The organism is Iodidimonas nitroreducens (assembly GCA_000710935.1).
Classification (GTDB): Bacteria; Pseudomonadota; Alphaproteobacteria; order Sphingomonadales; family Rhodothalassiaceae; genus Iodidimonas; species Iodidimonas nitroreducens.
Genome location: BAYV01000109.1, coordinates 106592 through 124554, shown reverse-complemented (window position 1 = coordinate 124554; position 17963 = coordinate 106592). Strand labels below are relative to the sequence as shown.

18 protein-coding genes are annotated in these 17963 nt (G+C 58.0%); 10 read left to right on the top strand and 8 right to left on the bottom strand.

The genetic code is table 11. The features are described 5' to 3' along the window. Positions 1 to 79: 79 nt before the first annotated feature. Complete coding sequence (locus AQ1_RS13580; RefSeq protein WP_042088197.1) at positions 80 to 1471, top strand: penicillin-binding protein activator; 1392 nt, start codon at positions 80 to 82, stop codon at positions 1469 to 1471. Here AQ1_RS13580 and hemW read toward each other — a convergent pair. From hemW to rph, 3 genes are read right to left on the bottom strand one after another with little or no spacing between them, the layout of a single operon-like run. Further along, the gene (hemW, locus tag AQ1_RS13575) at positions 1433 to 2641 is read right to left on the bottom strand and encodes a radical SAM family heme chaperone HemW (RefSeq protein ID WP_313978064.1); all 1209 of its coding nucleotides are present in this window, start codon (positions 2639 to 2641) and stop codon (positions 1433 to 1435) included. The genes AQ1_RS13580 and hemW overlap by 39 nt on opposite strands. After that, complete coding sequence (gene rdgB, locus AQ1_RS13570) at positions 2625 to 3230, bottom strand: RdgB/HAM1 family non-canonical purine NTP pyrophosphatase (protein WP_042088195.1); 606 nt, start codon at positions 3228 to 3230, stop codon at positions 2625 to 2627. Before rdgB ends, hemW begins: the two co-directional genes overlap by 17 nt. After that, positions 3230 to 3949, bottom strand: a complete 720-nt coding sequence (gene rph, locus AQ1_RS13565) for a ribonuclease PH (protein WP_042088193.1) — start codon at positions 3947 to 3949, stop codon at positions 3230 to 3232. The genes rdgB and rph overlap by 1 nt, the downstream gene beginning before the upstream one ends. 249 nt (positions 3950 to 4198) lie before the next feature. Here rph and hrcA point away from each other — a divergent pair, with 249 nt between their 5' ends. From hrcA to dapB, 5 genes are all read left to right on the top strand, one after another. Then, entirely contained in the window at positions 4199 to 5230 is a 1032-nt protein-coding gene (gene hrcA / locus AQ1_RS13560) for a heat-inducible transcriptional repressor HrcA (protein ID WP_042088192.1), read from the top strand. 63 nt (positions 5231 to 5293) lie between these two features. After that, complete coding sequence (gene grpE / locus AQ1_RS13555) at positions 5294 to 5968, top strand: nucleotide exchange factor GrpE (RefSeq protein WP_042088190.1); 675 nt, start codon at positions 5294 to 5296, stop codon at positions 5966 to 5968. A gap of 230 nt (positions 5969 to 6198) precedes the next feature. After that, complete coding sequence (dnaK, locus tag AQ1_RS13550; protein WP_042088188.1) at positions 6199 to 8124, top strand: molecular chaperone DnaK; 1926 nt, start codon at positions 6199 to 6201, stop codon at positions 8122 to 8124. A 120-nt stretch (positions 8125 to 8244) separates the two neighbouring features. Continuing rightward, positions 8245 to 9378: a molecular chaperone DnaJ gene (dnaJ, locus tag AQ1_RS13545; RefSeq protein WP_042088187.1), complete on the top strand. Its 1134-nt coding sequence runs from the start codon at positions 8245 to 8247 to the stop codon at positions 9376 to 9378. 61 nt (positions 9379 to 9439) lie between these two features. After that, complete coding sequence (dapB, locus tag AQ1_RS13540; protein WP_042088442.1) at positions 9440 to 10240, top strand: 4-hydroxy-tetrahydrodipicolinate reductase; 801 nt, start codon at positions 9440 to 9442, stop codon at positions 10238 to 10240. Between the two features lie 7 nt (positions 10241 to 10247). Here dapB and AQ1_RS13535 read toward each other — a convergent pair whose 3' ends face one another. Next, positions 10248 to 10817: a DUF2244 domain-containing protein gene (locus AQ1_RS13535; RefSeq protein WP_042088185.1), complete on the bottom strand. Its 570-nt coding sequence runs from the start codon at positions 10815 to 10817 to the stop codon at positions 10248 to 10250. Between the two features lie 15 nt (positions 10818 to 10832). Between AQ1_RS13535 and nth the strand changes: the two genes are divergently transcribed. Further along, positions 10833 to 11480, top strand: a complete 648-nt coding sequence (gene nth / locus AQ1_RS13530) for an endonuclease III (protein WP_042088183.1) — start codon at positions 10833 to 10835, stop codon at positions 11478 to 11480. Positions 11481 to 11509: 29 nt separating this feature from the next. Here nth and AQ1_RS14765 read toward each other — a convergent pair whose 3' ends face one another. Next, positions 11510 to 11989 carry a hypothetical protein gene (locus AQ1_RS14765; RefSeq protein ID WP_052371304.1) on the bottom strand — a complete coding sequence of 160 codons (480 nt, stop codon included), beginning with the start codon at positions 11987 to 11989 and terminating at the stop codon, positions 11510 to 11512. Continuing rightward, entirely contained in the window at positions 11990 to 12703 is a 714-nt protein-coding gene (locus AQ1_RS13520) for an EI24 domain-containing protein (protein ID WP_052371303.1), read from the bottom strand. A 139-nt stretch (positions 12704 to 12842) separates the two neighbouring features. Between AQ1_RS13520 and AQ1_RS13515 the strand changes: the two genes are divergently transcribed. Then, the gene (locus tag AQ1_RS13515) at positions 12843 to 13838 is read left to right on the top strand and encodes an adenosine kinase (protein ID WP_042088436.1); all 996 of its coding nucleotides are present in this window, start codon (positions 12843 to 12845) and stop codon (positions 13836 to 13838) included. Here AQ1_RS13515 and AQ1_RS13510 read toward each other — a convergent pair. Together AQ1_RS13510 and AQ1_RS13505 are read right to left on the bottom strand one after the other, a co-directional pair. After that, complete coding sequence (locus AQ1_RS13510) at positions 13830 to 14222, bottom strand: MAPEG family protein (protein ID WP_042088181.1); 393 nt, start codon at positions 14220 to 14222, stop codon at positions 13830 to 13832. The two genes, AQ1_RS13515 and AQ1_RS13510, sit on opposite strands and share 9 nt — an antisense overlap. Positions 14223 to 14226: 4 nt before the next feature. Continuing rightward, the gene (locus AQ1_RS13505; RefSeq protein WP_042088434.1) at positions 14227 to 14595 is read right to left on the bottom strand and encodes a histidine triad nucleotide-binding protein; all 369 of its coding nucleotides are present in this window, start codon (positions 14593 to 14595) and stop codon (positions 14227 to 14229) included. A 238-nt stretch (positions 14596 to 14833) separates the two neighbouring features. Here AQ1_RS13505 and AQ1_RS13500 point away from each other — a divergent pair, with 238 nt between their 5' ends. Both AQ1_RS13500 and AQ1_RS13495 read left to right on the top strand, forming a co-directional pair. Beyond that, positions 14834 to 16360 carry a YifB family Mg chelatase-like AAA ATPase gene (locus tag AQ1_RS13500; protein WP_042088432.1) on the top strand — a complete coding sequence of 509 codons (1527 nt, stop codon included), beginning with the start codon at positions 14834 to 14836 and terminating at the stop codon, positions 16358 to 16360. Positions 16361 to 16426: 66 nt separating this feature from the next. After that, a complete protein-coding gene (locus AQ1_RS13495) occupies positions 16427 to 17887 on the top strand; it encodes an AmpG family muropeptide MFS transporter (protein WP_081837349.1) in 1461 nt (486 codons plus the stop codon). Positions 17888 to 17963 lie beyond the last annotated feature (76 nt).

Below are 17963 nucleotides of genomic sequence, written 5' to 3'. Positions count from 1 at the left end.
GGCTTTTATGATGCAGCGTTAGTCTATATGCCAACCAGTGTTCAAGAGTGAACTCACCATAGAAGCCGGGATGATGTCCATGCGTTTTCTTATCGGCCCCGCGATGATGGGGATGATCATGCTGCTTGCGGGCTGTGCCACGGCCCCGCCTTCGGATGGATCGGCTATGGGTGAGTCGGGGCGGTCGCCCACCGCACTTTCGGGGGTGGATCGCTCCGGGGGGGATGCTGATGCGCCTGATCAAGGGCTTTTGGCACCCGATCAGGGCGAAATCAGGATTGCGCTTCTGGTGCCCCTGAGCGGCCCGGCGGCGGATGTGGGGGCGGCCTTGCGCGATGCGGCGGCTTTGGCCTTGTTTGATGCCTATGATCCCCGCTTGCGGCTTTTGCCTTTCGATACGGCGGGCACGGCGGAAGGGGCGAGGCTGGCCGCACAACAGGCTGTGGATCAAGGGGTTTCGGTGGTTTTGGGGCCGCTTCTGGCCGCATCGGTGCAGGCGGTGGCCCCGCTTTTGCGCCAATCCGATATTCCTTTGCTGGGCTTTTCCAATGATCAGCGGGTGGCTGGCGATGGGGTTTATCTGTTTGGCTTCATGCCCGATCAGGATGTGGAGCGGATCGTTTCCTATGCCATCGGGCGCGGGCTTGGCCGCTTGGCCGGATTGATCCCCTCATCGCCTTATGGGGATCGCATTTTGCAGCACTTTGGCCCTCTTGTGCAGGAAGCGGGGGGCGATCTGGTCTCGCTGATTCGCTATGAGCCGGAAACCGATGCCCTTGATGCGCCGGTGAAAATTCTCGCCCATTATGATCAGCGCCGGGCTGCCTATCTTGCCGAGGTAAAGGCCCTTGAAGCCTTGGGCGATGATCTGTCCAATGAAATTTTAAAGCGGCTCAAAACCAAGGAGGCCCTAGGGCCGCTAGGCTTTGATGCCCTGCTGATCGCCCAGGGCGATCCTTTATTGCGCTCTTTGGGGCCGCTTTTGCCTTATTATGAGATCGACCCCCAAACGGTTCAGTTTTTGGGCACCGGGCTTTGGGATGAACCTTCATTGGTGCGTGAACCGCCCTTGCGCGGGGCGTGGTTTCCAGCCCCCGAGCCCAGCGTGCCCCGGGCTTTTCTGGCACGGTTTGAACAAGCCTATGGCCGTCCGGCACCAAGGCTTGCCACATTGGGCTATGATGGTATGGCGCTTTTGGCCACCCTTGCCCGCAATCCCGTGCAAAGCGAACGCTTTGAAGCGGCGGCTTTTGAAGATCGGGCGGGCTTCAGCGGCCTTGATGGGGCTTTCCGCTTTGGTTCGGATGGAATTGTGGAGCGAAATCTGGCGATTTTGGAAATCGGTGCGCGTGATTTCAGGATCATCGATCCCGCCCCGGTGGATTTCCGGGGGCCCAGAATCGGTTTCCATCTCGATCTTGATGGGCGGGGTTCAACCCAGCAGGCGGCCTATGATGGCATTGAGCAATAAGCGGCCTTTTTGACTGGTGCGCAAAGCTTGTGCATCGCATTCCAAAAGCCCCTGTTCGACCAATTCGGCCAAGGCTTCACGGTTGATGATGGTCATCAGATCGCACCCGGTGTGCCGTTTGAAATGCTGGCGATCAATCCCTTTGGTTAGGCGCAGGCCCATCATCACAGCTTCAGCGGCGCGGCTTTCGGGGTCGATCTCTTCGCTTTCAAAGCGGCCATGGCCATGATTTTCCACGGCCAGAAGCCAATCTTCGGGGCGTTTGATCTGGGATGTTGCCTGATAGCGGGGAAGCTGCCCTTTTGGGGCGATGGGCATACGGCCATGGGCCCCGGGGCCGATCCCCAGATAGCCCCCGCCCTGCCAATAAATAAGATTATGGCGCGATTCCTCACCGGGCCGGGCATAGTTCGATGTTTCATAAGCATAAAGCCCGGCCTGGGCGGTCAGTTCGGCGGTCAGCTCAAAAAGATCGGCAGCCAGATCCTCATCCGGCAGGTGAAAGTCCCCCCGGGCATGGCGGCGGAAAAAGGCGGTATCCTGCTCGATGGTCAATTGATAGGCCGAAAGGTGCCCCGCCTGATAGTGCAGAGCGCGGGAAAGCTCATTATGCCAAGATTCAAGGCTTTGGTCGGGGCGGGCATAAATCAGATCGAAGGATATGCGGTCGAAATGATGGCGGGCCACATCCAGCGCCGCCAAAGCTTCATCTTTGGAATGAAGCCGCCCCAAAAAGGCCAGCGCCTGATCATCAAGGGCCTGCACCCCCAAAGACACCCGATTGACACCGGCATGGCGATAATCGGCAAAGCGCCCGGCCTCAACGCTGGAGGGATTGGCTTCCAGCGTGATTTCCGGCTGCGCATCAAGGGGCCAATGGCCCGCCACCGCATCGATGAGGGCCTCTACAAGGCTCGGTTTCATCAGGGATGGGGTGCCGCCGCCGAAAAAAATGCTGGGCACGCGATGGCCTTGGGTGCGTTCGGCAAACCATGCCAGTTCCGCCAGCAGGGCGCGCTGCCAGCGTGGGTGATCAACCTCATCGCGGACATGGCTGTTGAAATCGCAATAGGGGCATTTGCGTTCGCAAAAGGGCCAGTGAATATAGATCGCAAGGCGATCTCGCTCTGCGCTGTCGGCACGGGTTTTTAGATCAGGCAGATCGGTCAAAGCAGCGCTCCAGCATCTGGCGAAAGGCATCGGCGCGGTGATTGATGGCGGCCTTGTGGTCGGGGTCCATTTCCCCAAAGCTGAGATCATAGCCATCGGGCACGAAGATCGGATCATAGCCAAAACCGCGTGTGCCCCGGGGCGGAAAACACAAATGGCCATCGATCCGGCCTTCCACGCTTTCCCTATGGCCATCGGGCCAGGCCAAAGAAAGGGCGCAGATGAAATGGGCGGTGCTGTCGGCCCCATCCAGCTTTTCGGCGATCAGGTTCATGGCGTGGCCGAAATCCTTTTCCGGCCCTGCCCAGCGCGCCGAATAAATGCCGGGGGCGCCAAGAAGCCCATGCACCACCAGCCCGGAATCATCGGATAAAGCGGGCAGATCACTGGCTTTGGCGGCGGCCAGCGCCTTTAATTCGGCATTGGCGATAAAGCTTGTGCCGGTTTCTTCGGGTTCATCAAGGCCCAAATCGCCTGCTGCTAATACTTTGATCCCCAAAGGCGCCAGCAACAGCTTGATTTCGCGCACCTTGCCGGCATTATGGCTGGCCAGCACAAGGCGATCTCCGGAAAAGCGCCGGGCGGTCATTATTTCAGGCCCAAAACGCGTTTTTGTTCAGCAACAACCCGATCACAGCCGATCCGCGCCAGCCGCAAAAGCCGCAGGAACTGTTCTTCGGAAAAAGGTGTCGCTTCGGCGGTGCCTTGAATTTCCACAATCCCGCCCGATGCCGTGAGCACGAAATTGGCATCGGTTTCGGCAGCACTGTCTTCATCATAATCCAGATCAAGGATCGGGTTGTTTTGATAGATCCCGCAGGAAATGGCGGCCACCGGCTCGCGGATCGGCAGAGTATCGATCAGCCCGGCATCGCGCATATAGCGCAGGCAATCCACCAAAGCCACAAAGCTGCCTGAAATGGCGGCGGTGCGGGTGCCCCCATCGGCCTGAATCACATCGCAATCGATACGGATCTGGCGTTCGCCCAAACCTTCAAGCTCGGTAATGGCGCGCAAGGAGCGACCGATCAGCCGCTGGATTTCCTGGGTTCGCCCCGATTGCTTGCCGCGCGCCGCTTCGCGATCCATGCGGCTGTGGGTGGAGCGGGGCAACATGCCATATTCCGCCGTCACCCAGCCTTTGCCGGTATCGCGCAGGAAGGGCGGCGGACGGCTTTCAAGGCTTGCCGTGCATAAAACATGGGTATCCCCGAATTTGACGAGGCATGAACCTTCGGCATGTTTGGAAAATCCGCGCTGAAGGCTCAAGGGGCGCATTTCGTCAAGGGCTCGGCCGGATGGTCGCATGGGGGTCTCTCCAGATCCTGAAAGCCACGGCACCCGATCCCGTTTGGGGGATCATGATGCGCCCATGCGCCAAAGCACAGGCAGGGCCAGATCACAGCCTTCTAACCCTTGCAGCGAACCGCCGTCCAGCCCTCCTTTTGGGAAAACAATCCCGGCATGCGCCTTTGGGGATCGCTGTCTGTGGATTGACGATCGGCCCCCGGCCCCTTAAATCAAAGGCTTGACAGCTCATCAGCTCGGACAGGTGACATGCAGATCGAAACCTTGAACGATCGTTCGCGCGTCATTTTTCGGATGATCGTGGAATCCTATCTCGATAATGGCGATCCGGTGGGGTCACGCACTTTGTCGCGGCATCCCGGCGTTGATCTGTCGGCGGCCTCTATTCGCAATGTGATGGCCGATCTGGAAGAAACCGGGCTGATCTACGCGCCCCATGTGTCTGCCGGGCGGATACCCACGGAATTGGGTTTGCGGCTTTTCGTGGATGGCCTGCTTGAAATCGGCAATCTCACTGAAGAAGAGCGTGCCAATATCGATATCCGCTGTGCCGGTCAGGGGCGGCGGCGGGAAGATGTTTTAGAAGATGCCACCAATCTTTTATCGGGGCTGTGCCAATGTGCCAGCCTTGTGATGGTGCCCAAAACCAATGCCCCCTTAAAGCATCTGGAATTCGTGCCGCTCTCGGCTGAAAAGGCTTTGGTGGTGGTGGTCTCGGAAGATGGGGTGGTGGAAAATCGGGTAATCGACCTGCCCCCCGGCCTGCCCCCGTCGTCTTTGGTTCAGGCCAGCAATTATCTCAACAGCCGTTTCAAGAATCGCACCTTTGAAGAAGCCCGTGCGATCATCGCCCGGGAACTGGCCGATCAAAAGGCCGAGCTTGACAGCCTCACCGGCAAGGTGGTGGAACAGGGCCTTGCCACATGGACCGGAGATGACAAGCCATCGCTGATCGTGCGCGGGCGCGGTAATCTTTTGGAAGATGTGCGGGCGATCGAGGATTTAGAGCGAATCCGCAGGCTTTTTGATGATCTTGAAACCAAGCTCGATCTCACCCGCCTGTTGGAAAAAGCTCGGGATGCCGAGGGGGTGAAGATTTTTATCGGCTCGGAAAACAATCTTTTTTCGCTTTCGGGTTCCTCCCTCGTTGTCTCTCCCTATATGAAGGGCGATAACAAGATCATTGGGATGATCGGGGTGATTGGTCCAACCCGGATCAATTATGCCCGGATCATCCCGATGGTGGATTATACAGCAAAGGTCATCGGCCGGATCTTGTGAGGGTGAACCCTTGCGGCGGCCTATCAATGGAGGCGGACGAGCGCCATGAGCGGATCGGACGAAATGAACAGACACCCAACTGATGAAACCCGGGATGAAGCCCAAAAGCCACAGGCCGGGCCAGATTCATCCAACCCATCCCCCGAAAGCGGGGCCGAGGCCAAAGCCAAGGCGGATGCCGCCGATGAGAAGGGGGCGAGCACCCCGCCTGATCGGATCGGGGCGCTGGAAGCCGAGATCGAAACCTTGCGCGATCAGGCGATGCGGGCCCGGGCCGAGGTAGAAAATATCTTGCGGCGTACGGCGCGGGAAAAGCAGGAAACCAGCGCTTATGCGGTCTCGGGCCTTGCCCGTGATCTTTTGAGCGTGCCGGATAATCTGCGCCGGGCCCTTGAAGCCCTGCCCGCCGAGGCGCGCCAGGATAAGCTGATCAAAACCTTTGTCGATGGCGTTGAGATGACCGAGCGGGAATTGCTCAATGCTTTCGAGCGCCATGGCATCCGCCGGATCGAACCCAGGGGCGAGAAATTTGATCATAATTTCCATCAGGCCATGGCCGAGGTGGAAAGCCATTCACAGGCACCGGGAACGGTGGTGGATGTGTATCAGGCGGGCTATGTGATCCGGGATCGCCTGCTGCGCCCGGCGATGGTAACGGTGGCCAAAGCGGCTCCCGGCCCGGGGGCTGACTCCGCGCCGGACCCATCATCCCCCAAGGGGGTTGATACCACGGCCTGAAGGCGGGCGAAAAAGAGGGGAAATGCATCTGCATCGATCCTCTGCCTTGCAGCACGGAAAAGGCGGCCCTATATGCAGGGTCGATTGTCGCGCGAAAAATGTTTCAAGACAGCCGGATGCACCGGACATGTTGTTTCGAGCGACACACAATGAATGAATATCCTGATTGGAGGGCCGGACGGGTGCATGATGTGGCCCGCCGACCCGGCTGAAAAAAAAGGTCAGACATTATGAGTAAAGTCATCGGAATCGATCTGGGGACCACCAATAGCTGCGTTGCGGTGATGGAAGGCTCCAACCCCAAAGTGATTGAAAATGCCGAAGGTGTGCGGACAACGCCCTCGATTGTTGCCTTCACCGAAGATAGCGAGCGGCTCGTGGGGCAATCCGCCAAGCGTCAGGCGGTGACCAATGCCAAAGATACGCTGTTTGCCATCAAGCGCCTGATTGGCCGCACCTATGCCGACCCCACCACCACCAAAGATAAGGGCATGGTCCCTTATTCCATCGTCAAGGCCGATAATGGCGATGCCTGGGTGGAAGCGCGCGGCGAAAAATATTCTCCCTCGCAGATTTCCGCGTTCATCCTGCAAAAAATGAAGGAAACGGCGGAAAGCTATCTGGGTGAAACCGTCAGCCAGGCGGTGATCACGGTTCCGGCTTATTTCAATGATGCCCAGCGGCAGGCAACGAAAGATGCCGGTAAAATCGCGGGCCTTGAGGTTTTGCGGATCATCAATGAACCCACCGCTGCCGCTTTGGCCTATGGCCTTGAAAAGCAGGATGGCAAAACCATTGCGGTTTATGATCTGGGGGGCGGCACCTTCGATGTCTCGATCCTTGAGATCGGCGATGGCGTGTTCGAGGTGAAGGCCACCAATGGCGATACCTTTTTGGGTGGCGAGGATTTCGACCTCAGGATTGTTGATTATCTGGCCGATGAATTCAAAAAAGAAAATGGCATTGATCTGCGCGGCGACAAGCTTGCCCTGCAAAGGCTGAAGGAAGCGGCAGAAAAGGCCAAGATCGAATTGAGCTCGGCCACGCAAACCGAGGTCAATCTTCCCTTCATCACCGCCGATTCTTCGGGCCCCAAGCATCTGACCATGAAGCTGAGCCGGGCGAAGCTCGAAGCGCTGGTGGAAGATCTGATCAAGCGCACCCTTGAGCCATGCAAAAAGGCGCTGAAGGATGCGGGCATCAACGCCGGTGAAATCGATGATGTGGTGCTGGTGGGCGGCATGACCCGCATGCCCAAAGTGCATGAAACGGTGAAATCCTTCTTTGGCCGCGAACCCCATAAGGGGGTTAATCCCGATGAGGTGGTGGCCCTTGGGGCGGCTATTCAGGCGGGTGTGCTGCAAGGCGATGTGAAAGATGTGCTGCTGCTTGATGTAACGCCCTTGTCGCTGGGCATTGAAACATTGGGTGGTGTGTTCACCCGCCTGATCGAGCGCAATACCACCATCCCCACCAAGAAATCCCAGGTCTTCTCAACGGCCGAGGATAATCAGGGCGCGGTGACCATCCGGGTGTTCCAGGGTGAGCGCGAAATGGCCGCCGATAATAAAATGCTCGGTCAGTTCGATCTCGTTGGGCTGCCCCCGGCTCCGCGCGGTGTGCCGCAGATCGAGGTGGCCTTTGATATCGATGCCAATGGGATCGTCAATGTTTCCGCCAAGGATAAAGGCACCGGCAAGGAACAGCAGATCCGTATTCAGGCTTCGGGCGGGCTGTCGGATGCCGATATCGAAAAGATGGTGAAGGATGCCGAAGCCAATGCCGCCGAAGATAAAAAGCGGCGGGCTGTGGTCGAGGCCCGCAATCAGGCTGAAGCTTTGGTGCATCAGACCGAGAAAAATCTGTCGGAACACGGGGATAAGGTGTCTGCCGATGATAAGGCGGCGATTGAAACGGCGGTCACCGAGCTTAAATCCGTTCTCGATAGCAATGATGCCGATGCCATCCAGCAGAAAACGGAAAGCCTGACCCAGCTTTCCATGAAGCTGGGTGAAGCCATCTACAAAGCGCAGCAGGATGATGCCGGCGAAGGCGCCCCAACGGATGCCCAGCAGGCGGATGCGGCTGCCAAAAAAGCCTCTGACGAGGATGTTGTGGATGCCGATTTCGAGGAAGTTGACGAAGACAAGAAATAATCTTGCGAGTTGATATCCCATCATCGGATGGATGCCTTTTGCGCCGTCGGTGCCTGCCTTGATGGCGGTTCGGCGGCGCAGGGCTTTCGCTTCCGATGAAAAAACAGAACGGATTGCTTCATGACTGAATGCTATTATGAAACGCTTGGTGTGGAACGCGGGGCGGATGGTTCGACCCTTAAAAGCGCCTATCGCAAGCTTGCCATGAAATATCATCCTGATCGCAATCCCGGTGATGAAGAGGCCGAGCGCCGCTTCAAAGAAATCAGCCAGGCCTATGATATCTTGAAGGATGATCAAAAGCGGGCGGCCTATGATCGCTATGGCCATGCGGCTTTTGCCAATGGCGCAGGCCCCGGGGCGCAGGCGCATGGCTTTGATCAGGATAGCTTCTCCGATATTTTCGATCAGTTCTTTGGCGATATGATGGGCGGACGCGGGCGCGGGCGCGGCCAATCCTCGGCCCGGCGGGGCTCCGATCTGCGCTTTAATCTCGAAATTTCCCTGGAAAATGCCTATCACGGGCTGACTGAAACCATTGATGTGCCCACCAGTGTGCCTTGTGATGATTGTTCGGGAACCGGTGCCGAAGAAGGCTCGGTGCCTGAGCTGTGTCCGGCCTGCAATGGGGCGGGCAAAATCCGCTCGGCTCAGGGGTTTTTCACTGTTGAACGCACCTGCCCGGGATGCAAGGGCGCGGGCCGGGTGATTTCCAGCCCCTGCAAAAGCTGCCATGGCATGGGCCGGGTGGAAAAAGTGCGCCAGCTTTCGGTGAAAATTCCTGCCGGTGTTGAAGAAGGCACCCGCATCCGCCTTGCCAGCGAGGGCGAGGCCGGTTTCCGGGGCGGCCCTCCGGGGGATTTATATATTTTCCTGTCGATCCGCCCGCATAAGCTTTTCGAGCGCGAAGGCACGACGATCTATTGCCGGGTGCCTATTTCTATCGTCACCGCCATTTTGGGGGGCGATGTTGAGGTGCCCACCATCGGTGGCGGACGGGCGCGCCTGAAAATCCCCGAAGGTACCCAGAATGGGCGGCAATTCCGGCTGCGCAATAAAGGGATGCCCCAGATCAATACACCCATCTATGGCGATATGATGATCGAGGTTCAGGTGGAAACGCCGGTCAATTTATCGAAGGCGCAAAAAGAAAAAATCCGCAGCCTTGGCGAGGATTTTGGCGAGCGCCACACGCCGCAATCCTCCGGCTTTTTCAGCCGGGTGAAGGATTTATGGGATGATCTGACGGATTGATCCGATCAGCGCTGAAGGTGGGCCGCAATGAGCGGGGCGGATGATGGGGGAGCAGGCGATGATCAAAATCGGAATATTAGGCTGTGCCGGGCGCATGGGGCGGGCGCTCCTTGCCGAGGTTGATGGTTCATCCCGCGCTCTTTTGTCGGGGGGAACGGTGCGGCCCGGGGCATCGCCATTGGTCCACACGGCCGATGGCCGGTCTTTTGCAGATAGCATCGATGAAGATGCGGCAGCCCTTTTTGCGCGATCCGATGTTCTGATCGATTTTACCAGCCCCAAAGCCAGCCTTGATCATCTGGCTTTGGCCTGCAGCCATGAAAAGCCTTTGGTTTTGGGCACCACCGGTTTTACGGCTGACCAGCAGGCGGATATTGATGATGCGGCGCGCACCATTCCCATTTTGCAGGCGGCGAATTTTTCTTTGGGCATCAGCTTGCTGTCGTCTTTGGTGCGGCAGGCGGCGCGCGCCCTTGGCCCTGAATTTGATGCGGAAATTCTGGAAATGCACCATCGTCACAAGGTTGATGCGCCATCGGGAACGGCGCTGGCCTTGGGCCGGGCCGTGGCGATGGGCCGGGGTGTTGATCTGGATGAGATGAGCGAAAAACTGCGTGATGGCCAGATCGGGCCGCGGGTGCCGGGCCGGATCGGTTTTGCCACTTTGCGCGGGGGCGATGTGGTGGGGGAACATCAGGTGATTTTTGCCGGGATGGGCGAGCGTCTGGTGCTGTCGCATCTGGCATCGGACCGGCAGATTTTTGCCCGTGGCGCGGTTCATGCGGCTTTGTGGCTGGCCACGCGCTGGCAAGAGGATCAAACGCCCGGGCTTTTCGATATGGCGGATGTGCTCGGTTTGTGATCCGCTGTTATAATGGCGGGTGCCCGGCTTTTTTGGTGGCAAGGGTGGTTTTTAAAGCCTCAGCCAAAGAGAGCCGCTCTGGGGGGCTGAGCGCCTCACCCACCTCAAGGGATTGCCCGCGTTCCTGAAGATAAAGGCGGGCCTGAAGATAAAGTCGGGGTGTTGCGGCTTGGCGGCGCTCCGGGCTTGGCGGGTCGGTGATCGCAATCCTTACCCAATAAGGATCAAATTGGTGGCGATCTGTTTTTCCGCGCCAGCTTGTTTTGGTGATGATCAGGGCATCTTCCAAAAGCGCGATGGTTTCAAATGATCGGGCATGGGCATAAGAAAGGCGGAAAGCCCCCCAGATCAGCAGGGCATCGACAATGAAGAAAGCCGCCACCGGCCAGGCGCCCAAAAACCAGAAGCGTAAAGCCGCCAGGGCGCTCAGGGCCAGCAGCCCCATGAAAAAGAGCACAAAGTGCCTGCGGTCAAGGGAGCGATGCGGCCGTACGGTGGCATGAAACCACAAGGGGGCAGACGCTTGACCGGAACAGCCGGTGCTGTAAACAGGATCAGGATTGGATTGTGATGTCATCTCGAAAGGGCCCTCATGCCTTGTCATAAACTGTCGGCCAAAGCCATTGAAACCTTGTTTTCCCGCTTTGAAAAGGCCGATCCGGCCCCCCAAACCGAATTGGACTATCGCAATCCCTATACCCTGCTCGTGGCCGTGGTGCTGTCGGCGCAGGCCACCGATGCCGGGGTGAACAAAGCCACCAAAAAGCTCTTTGCCCTTGCCGATCATCCGGCGGCGATGGTTGCCCTGGGCGAAGCGGGCATAAGGGATCACATCAAAACCATCGGGCTTTTCAATAATAAGGCCCGCAATGTTTTCGCTTTGTCAAAAATCTTATGCGAAGAATACGGCGGGACTGTGCCAGCGGATCGCAGCGCCCTTGAAACCCTGCCGGGGGTGGGGCGCAAAACCGCCAATGTGGTTTTGAATGTGGCCTTTGCCCAGCCGACCATGGCGGTGGATACCCATATTTTTCGCCTGTCCAACAGATTGGGGCTGGCCCCGGGGAAAACTGTTCGGGCGGTTGAAGATGGCCTCGTTGCCCGCATTCCGGCGCGCTTCATGCGCCATGCTCATCATTGGCTGATTTTGCATGGCCGCTATATCTGCAAGGCACGAAAGCCCGAATGTGGGCGGTGCCCGGTGCGGGATTTGTGCCTTTATGAAGATAAAACCGCCTGATCATTTTGCTGCGTCGCCATGTGGCCAAATTACCAGTGGGTGCGGGGAATCAGCTGGGCCATGCATTGGGTGGAATCGAATGGCTGGCCATCCAGATCGCGGGCTTCCACATGCTGGGCGCGAAAATGCATGCCGGGCTGGGGCTCGTATAAATAGATATCAAGCACGCATTGGGCGGATTTATATTGCATCATCTGCGCCCGATCTTCGCGCCTGACCAAAAGCGGCACCCCCATCAGATGATGCACATCGCCAGCAGTCAGCCCTAAAAGCCGCCCGGGATCAGGAGATTGCGGCACGGTGATAGGGGTGGGGGGGGATGCCAGATCGGTGCCTTTTTTGCTGTTTGGGGCCAAAGACGATGGGGAGGGTGCAGCCGGAGATGCCTGTGGCTCCGGGGCTTTGGGGCTTTGATCGAGCAGCGATGTGCAGCCCGCCGCCCCGGCCATCAGCAGGATAAGCAGGCCAAAGCGCCGGATGATCGTTCTTAAAGTGCTGATCCCCATCATTCAGTTGACCCGTCGGCTTTCCGGCTTGTTTTCCTGTTTGTCATGAAACAGATGCACCATCATGGCAATGCCGATGACCGGGGCCATCAGGTTCAGCACCGGGATCATGAATAAAAGGGCGATCATCAGCCCACCCAGAAAGGCTTTATCCCGGTTTTGTTTGCGCAGATGCCCGGCATTTTTCGGGGTGGCATGGCGCACCGCCACCATTTCATAATATTCCCGGCCCAATAAATAGCCATTGATCGCCAGATAAAGCGCCAAAGTGCCAAAGCCGGTAAAAAGCAGGGTCAGATAAAGCGGCAGGGCCAGCAGATTGATCAGCACGATCAGCAGGGAAAGCCGCAGCCCCAGCCAGATGACTTCATGCAAAGGCGAGGCCCGCCAGCCCGCCAGATCAGGATAGTGAAGCGCTTCCACGGCATCCACCACATCATCGAGAAACAGGCTGGTGATGCTGGTCATCACAGCGGGAAAAAGCAGCCATGTGACCAAAGCAAAGATCAGGGGAACCCCCAAACCGGCAAGCCAGATCACAGCCTTGTCGATCCAGTCGATACCGCTTTCGGGGATCAGGGGCACGAGGGCGATCAGCCCCCCCAGCAGAAGAAGGAACACCAGAAGCGACAAGCCGAATCCTAAAAGGATGACCCGGCGAAAAGCCGGATCGTTTAATTGGCCGATGGCTTGATTGAGGGCGCGGATGATCGACATGTCATGGCTCTTTAAAATAAGTCGGCCCTGTTTTAGCAGCCCGATGCCCCTTGTGGAAAGTGCGCTGGTTGGCATCTGTGCGACAATCGCTATACTCCCGCTCAGTCAATCACCAATAATGATGATAAGGATGCCGCATATGGTTGAAAAGACACATGATCTGGTTGGGATCGGCAATGCGATCGTGGATGTGATCTCTCGCGATGACGATGCCTTTCTCGCGGCCCATGATATTCAAAAGGCGGGAATGACCCTGATCGATACGGATCGGGCCCGCCATTTATATGATGCCATGGGGCCGGGGGTCGAGATTTCCGGCGGATCGGTGGCTAATTCTACGGCGGGATTTGCGGCTTTGGGCGGCCGCGTCCGCTTCATTGGAAAAGTGAAAGATGATCAGCTGGGCCAGGTTTTCGCCCATGATCTGCGTGCCACCGGGGTGGATTTCACCACCCCCATGGCCCCTTCGGGTGAGCCCACCGCCCGCTGCCTCATCATCGTGACGCCGGATGGCCAGCGCAGCATGAATACCTTTCTGGGGGCAAGCCAGGGTTTGACGGAAGCCGATATCGTCCCCGAAGAAATCGCCGCCGCTAAGGTCATCTATCTGGAAGGCTATCTGTGGGATCCTATCGAGGCGAAAAAGGCCTTTTTAAAGGCCATGCGCCTTGCCCATGAAGCGGGTACGAAAGTCGCGCTCACCTTGTCGGATTCCTTTTGTGTGGATCGCTATCGCGATGAATTTCGCGATCTGGTGGATCATCATGTGGATATTCTGTTTGCCAATGAAGACGAGATCAAATCGCTTTATCAAACCGATGATTTCGAACAGGCGATCAAGGCGCTGGGGCAAAAGGTGGAACTGGCCGCCCTTACGCGGTCGGAAAAAGGCTCGGTGGTTCTCTATGGATCGGAACGGGTGACCATCGATGCCGAACCGATTGCAAAGCTGGTGGATGCCACAGGCGCGGGCGATCTTTATTCGGCGGGCTTTCTTCATGCCTATGTCAGGGGCCAGGATGCCCGCACCATGGGGCGGGTGGCATCGATCTGCGCGGCCGAAATCATCTCGCATTATGGCGCCCGGCCCGAAGCCGATTTGAAGGCGCTGGTGGCAAAGGCGATGTCAGCCTAAAGCCGGCAGGATGAACAGCATCAGGGTGGCGATCAGGCCCACGGCCCATATGGCGGTGCGGCCATAGCCCCAATCCTTGAGATAAGCCGGAATGAACAGGATCCGGGCGGCGATGAATAACAGCGCCAATCCATCACGCCAGTGGGGGTCGGCCTCCAGAAAATGCGCCATGATCACGGCGGCGGCAAAGGGGCCAAAGGCCTCGATCATATTCTGATGCGCCCCCATGGCCCGCAGCGCCTTGCCTTTCAGCCGGGCCTGCTGGGCGCGGGGTTCCAGAATATCATAATGCCCTTCCTGCTCCAATATGCCGCGCAAAGCCGGTCCGCGCGGCGCATAGATCAGAATGAAAGCGGCCAAAAGGCACCATGCGGCAATGGTCATCGGTTCAATCCTTCATAGGGGTGAGCATGGGCCCCAAAGGGCGACCGGCAAAGATATGGATGTGCAGATGCGGCACCTCCTGATGGGCATCGGCACCATGATTGGCCAGAATGCGATAGCCGGTTTCGGTGGCCCCCATTTGCCGCGCCACATGGCCCACAGCCTTGAAAAAGCCTGCAATCAGGGCATCGGGGGCGTGGGCGGTGAAATCATCCATCGATTGATAGGGGCCCTTGGGGATCACCAGAATATGCTGGGGGGCCTGGGGGTTGATATCGTGAAAGGCCAGAGCATGTTCATCTTCATAAACGGTTTTTGCGGGGATTTCGCCGCGCAGAATGCGGGCAAAGATATTTGTGTCATCATAGGCCATGATCTGCTCCTTATCTTCTCGCCAAAACATGCCCGCGATGCCGATAAACAGCAAGACAATCCATAGAAGGCCCGCCGCCCTTTCCGGAATGAAACCATCTGTTGCGAGCGAAAGAGCCGCGTCTTATACAACTATGATTGACGCTTTGGCCCAAAGCCCGCACATTGGCCCGCCACACAGCATCGGCTGCGGGCAATCTACATCTTGCATGACCACGAAAAGAGAAGGGGGGCGGCATTTGGTTGCACATATCAATACGGTGGCCTTTGCCGGGATCGAAGCCCGGCCCGTTGATGTTCAGGTGCAATTAAGCGCTGGCCTGCCCGGCTTTACCATTGTTGGTCTGCCCGATAAGGCGGTGGGCGAATCGCGCGAACGGGTGCGCTCGGCGTTGGCGGCGATGGGGCTGGCTTTGCCGCCCAAGCGCATCACGGTCAATCTGTCGCCAGCCGATCTGCCAAAGGAAGGCAGCCATTTCGATCTGCCCATCGCCCTTGGCCTGATGGCGGCGATGGATGTGCTTGATCGCGAAGAAAGCGCGCAATTGCTGGCCTTGGGTGAATTGTCGCTGGATGGCAGGATCAGCGCGGTACCCGGCGTTTTGCCTGCGGCTTTGGCCGCTTCGGCGCTTGATCTCACTTTGGTTTGCCCGGCTCAGCAGGGGGGCGAGGCGGCCTGGGCGGGCGATCTGGCAATTTTGGCGGCACCTGATCTGCTGACCCTGATCAATCATCTGAAGGGCAGCCAGATTTTATCTCAGCCCCAGGCAGGGGTGATGGATGAAGGCGGCACCCTGCCCGATCTGCGCGATATCAAAGGTCAGGAAATGGCGAAGCGGGCTTTGGAAATCGCCGCATCGGGAGGGCATAATCTTTTGATGATCGGGCCGCCGGGGTCGGGGAAATCGATGCTGGCTTCCCGCCTGCCCTCGATTTTGCCGCCCCTCGATGCACGCGAAGCCCTCGATGTCTCGATGATTGCCTCGGTGGCGGGATTGCTCGATGGCGGGGCGATCAGCCGCAGGCGGCCGTTTCGCAGCCCCCATCATTCTGCATCCATGCCGGCTTTGGTGGGCGGCGGGGCGCGGGCCCGACCGGGGGAAATCAGCCTTGCCCATATGGGCGTGCTGTTTTTGGATGAACTGCCGGAATTTCCCCGGGCCACCCTGGAAAGCCTGCGTCAGCCTATCGAAACCGGCAAGGCCGTGGTCTCGCGCGCCATGGCCCATGTCACCTATCCGGCGCGCTTTCAGCTTGTGGCGGCGATGAATCCCTGCCGCTGCGGGCATCTTGATGATGCCGCCCTTGCCTGTGCCCGGGCACCGCGCTGCGCCATTGATTATCAATCGAAAATTTCCGGCCCGCTCTTTGATCGGATTGATCTGCATATCGATGTTCCGGCAGTTTCGGCGGCGGATCTTGGCCTGCCGCCACCCGCCGAAGGATCGGCCGAAGTGGCGCGCCGGGTGGCCGCAACCCGGGCGGTGCAGGAAGCCCGCTTTCGCGCCATGGGAATCGATGATCTGCGTACCAATGCCGAAGCCGATGGCGAGATTCTGGATCGGATCGCCACCCCCGATGAGGCGGGCTGTGCCCTTCTCAATCAGGCAATTGAGCGGATGCGGTTATCGGCGCGGGGCTATCACCGCATTTTGCGGGTGGCCCGCACCCTGGCGGATATGGATCAGGCACAAGATGTGGGCCGGGGGCATATCGCCGAAGCTTTGAGCTTTCGCCGCATCGCTCCGGCGCTTTCCTCGTTATAAGCCTTCAAAGCAGGATGTTCATTTTATGCCTTCTCAAGGCCATAAGGGCCGCTTAGTCTGCCGCTGATGTCATCTTCAAGTTCATCCAAGCCGCCGTCTTATGTCGTGCCCAAAGCCCTTGCCCGGCTTTTTGGGGTGGGGTCCATTTATCTGGAACGCCGGGTGGCGGTGTTTTTGTTTTTCGGCTTTGCCAGCGGCCTGCCTTTGGGTCTGATTGGTGAAACCTTTCGTATCCGCCTCACCGATGCCGGGATCGATTTCGGCACCATCGGGCTGACCAGCCTGATCGGTACGGCCTATGCCATCAAATTTTTATGGGCCCCTTTTGTGGATCATATCAGGCTGGGCCCTCTCACCCGCCGATTGGGCCAAAGGCGGGGCTGGATGGCGCTGACCCTGGTGCTGATGCTGGCGCTTTTGTTCGGGCTTTCGGTGGTTGATCCGGCCAGCGCCCTCATGACCAGCATCCTGTTGGCGGTGGGGGTGGCTTTTGCCTCGGCCACCTTCGATATTGTGGTGGATGCTTATCGCATTGAATATCTGGATGATCGGCAATTGGCGGGGGGCACGGCGGTTCATGCCACGGCGTGGTATCTGGGGGCCAAGCTTGCGGCGGGGGTTCTGGTTTTATGGCTGGCCGATGTAGCAAGTTGGGAAAGCGCCTATTTATTTGCCAGCCTCACTTTGGTTCTCGGGCTTTTGGCGGTGGCTTTTAATCATGAACCCGAACGCCGGGTGGAAGCCGAACTGGACGCCCGGCAGCACGAGGTGGCGCGGTTTTTAGCAACGCGGCCGCGTTTGGCCGGGGGGCGCAGGGGCCGGGGGCTGGCCACCCTTTATGTGATGGTGGCGGCACCTTTTGTCGATCTGGTGCGTCGTTTTGGCTGGGCTTTGCTTTCGGTCATGGCCTTTGTGGTTTTGTTTAAATTCCAGGATGCCTTTGCCGGGGCTTTATCGGGGCCTTTCGTGCGTGATCTGGGCTATCAGAAATCCACCATTGCCTTTGTTTATAAAGGGTTTGGGTTGGTGGCGGTGTTTGCGGGCATGTTTGCCGGGGGGCTTTTGATGCACGCCTTTGGGCTGGTGCGCGCCCTTTGGATCGCCGGGGTTTTGCAGGTTGTGTCGAATCTGGGCTTTTCGTGGCTGGATTGGATGGCGGGCTTTGCCACATTGGGGGTTGAAACGGCTTTCGGGCAGGGCAATATCCCGTCTGAATTGAAAGGCGCTTTGATCGATGCTCATTGGCCGTGGCTGGCGGGGGTGATCGGCTTTGAAAATTTTGCGTCCGGCATGGGCAATACCATCTTCGTCGTTTTTCTGTCGCGGCTGGTGAATGATGCCTATACCGCCACCCAATATGCCCTTTTATCCGCTACGGCTTTGGTGGCGCGCACCTTTCTGGCGGCCCCTGCGGGGTTTTTGGCGGAAGCTGTGGGCTGGTTCGATTTCTTCATCCTATCGGGGATTGCTGGCATACCGGGGCTGATTTTGTTATGGTTTCTTGCCCGCACAAGAAAATGGGACTGAAGATCGAAAACGCATAAGAGACGGTCAGGCCCTCGCGCATTTGTGCGCTGGATATGGGCAATGCACCGCAGGTTTG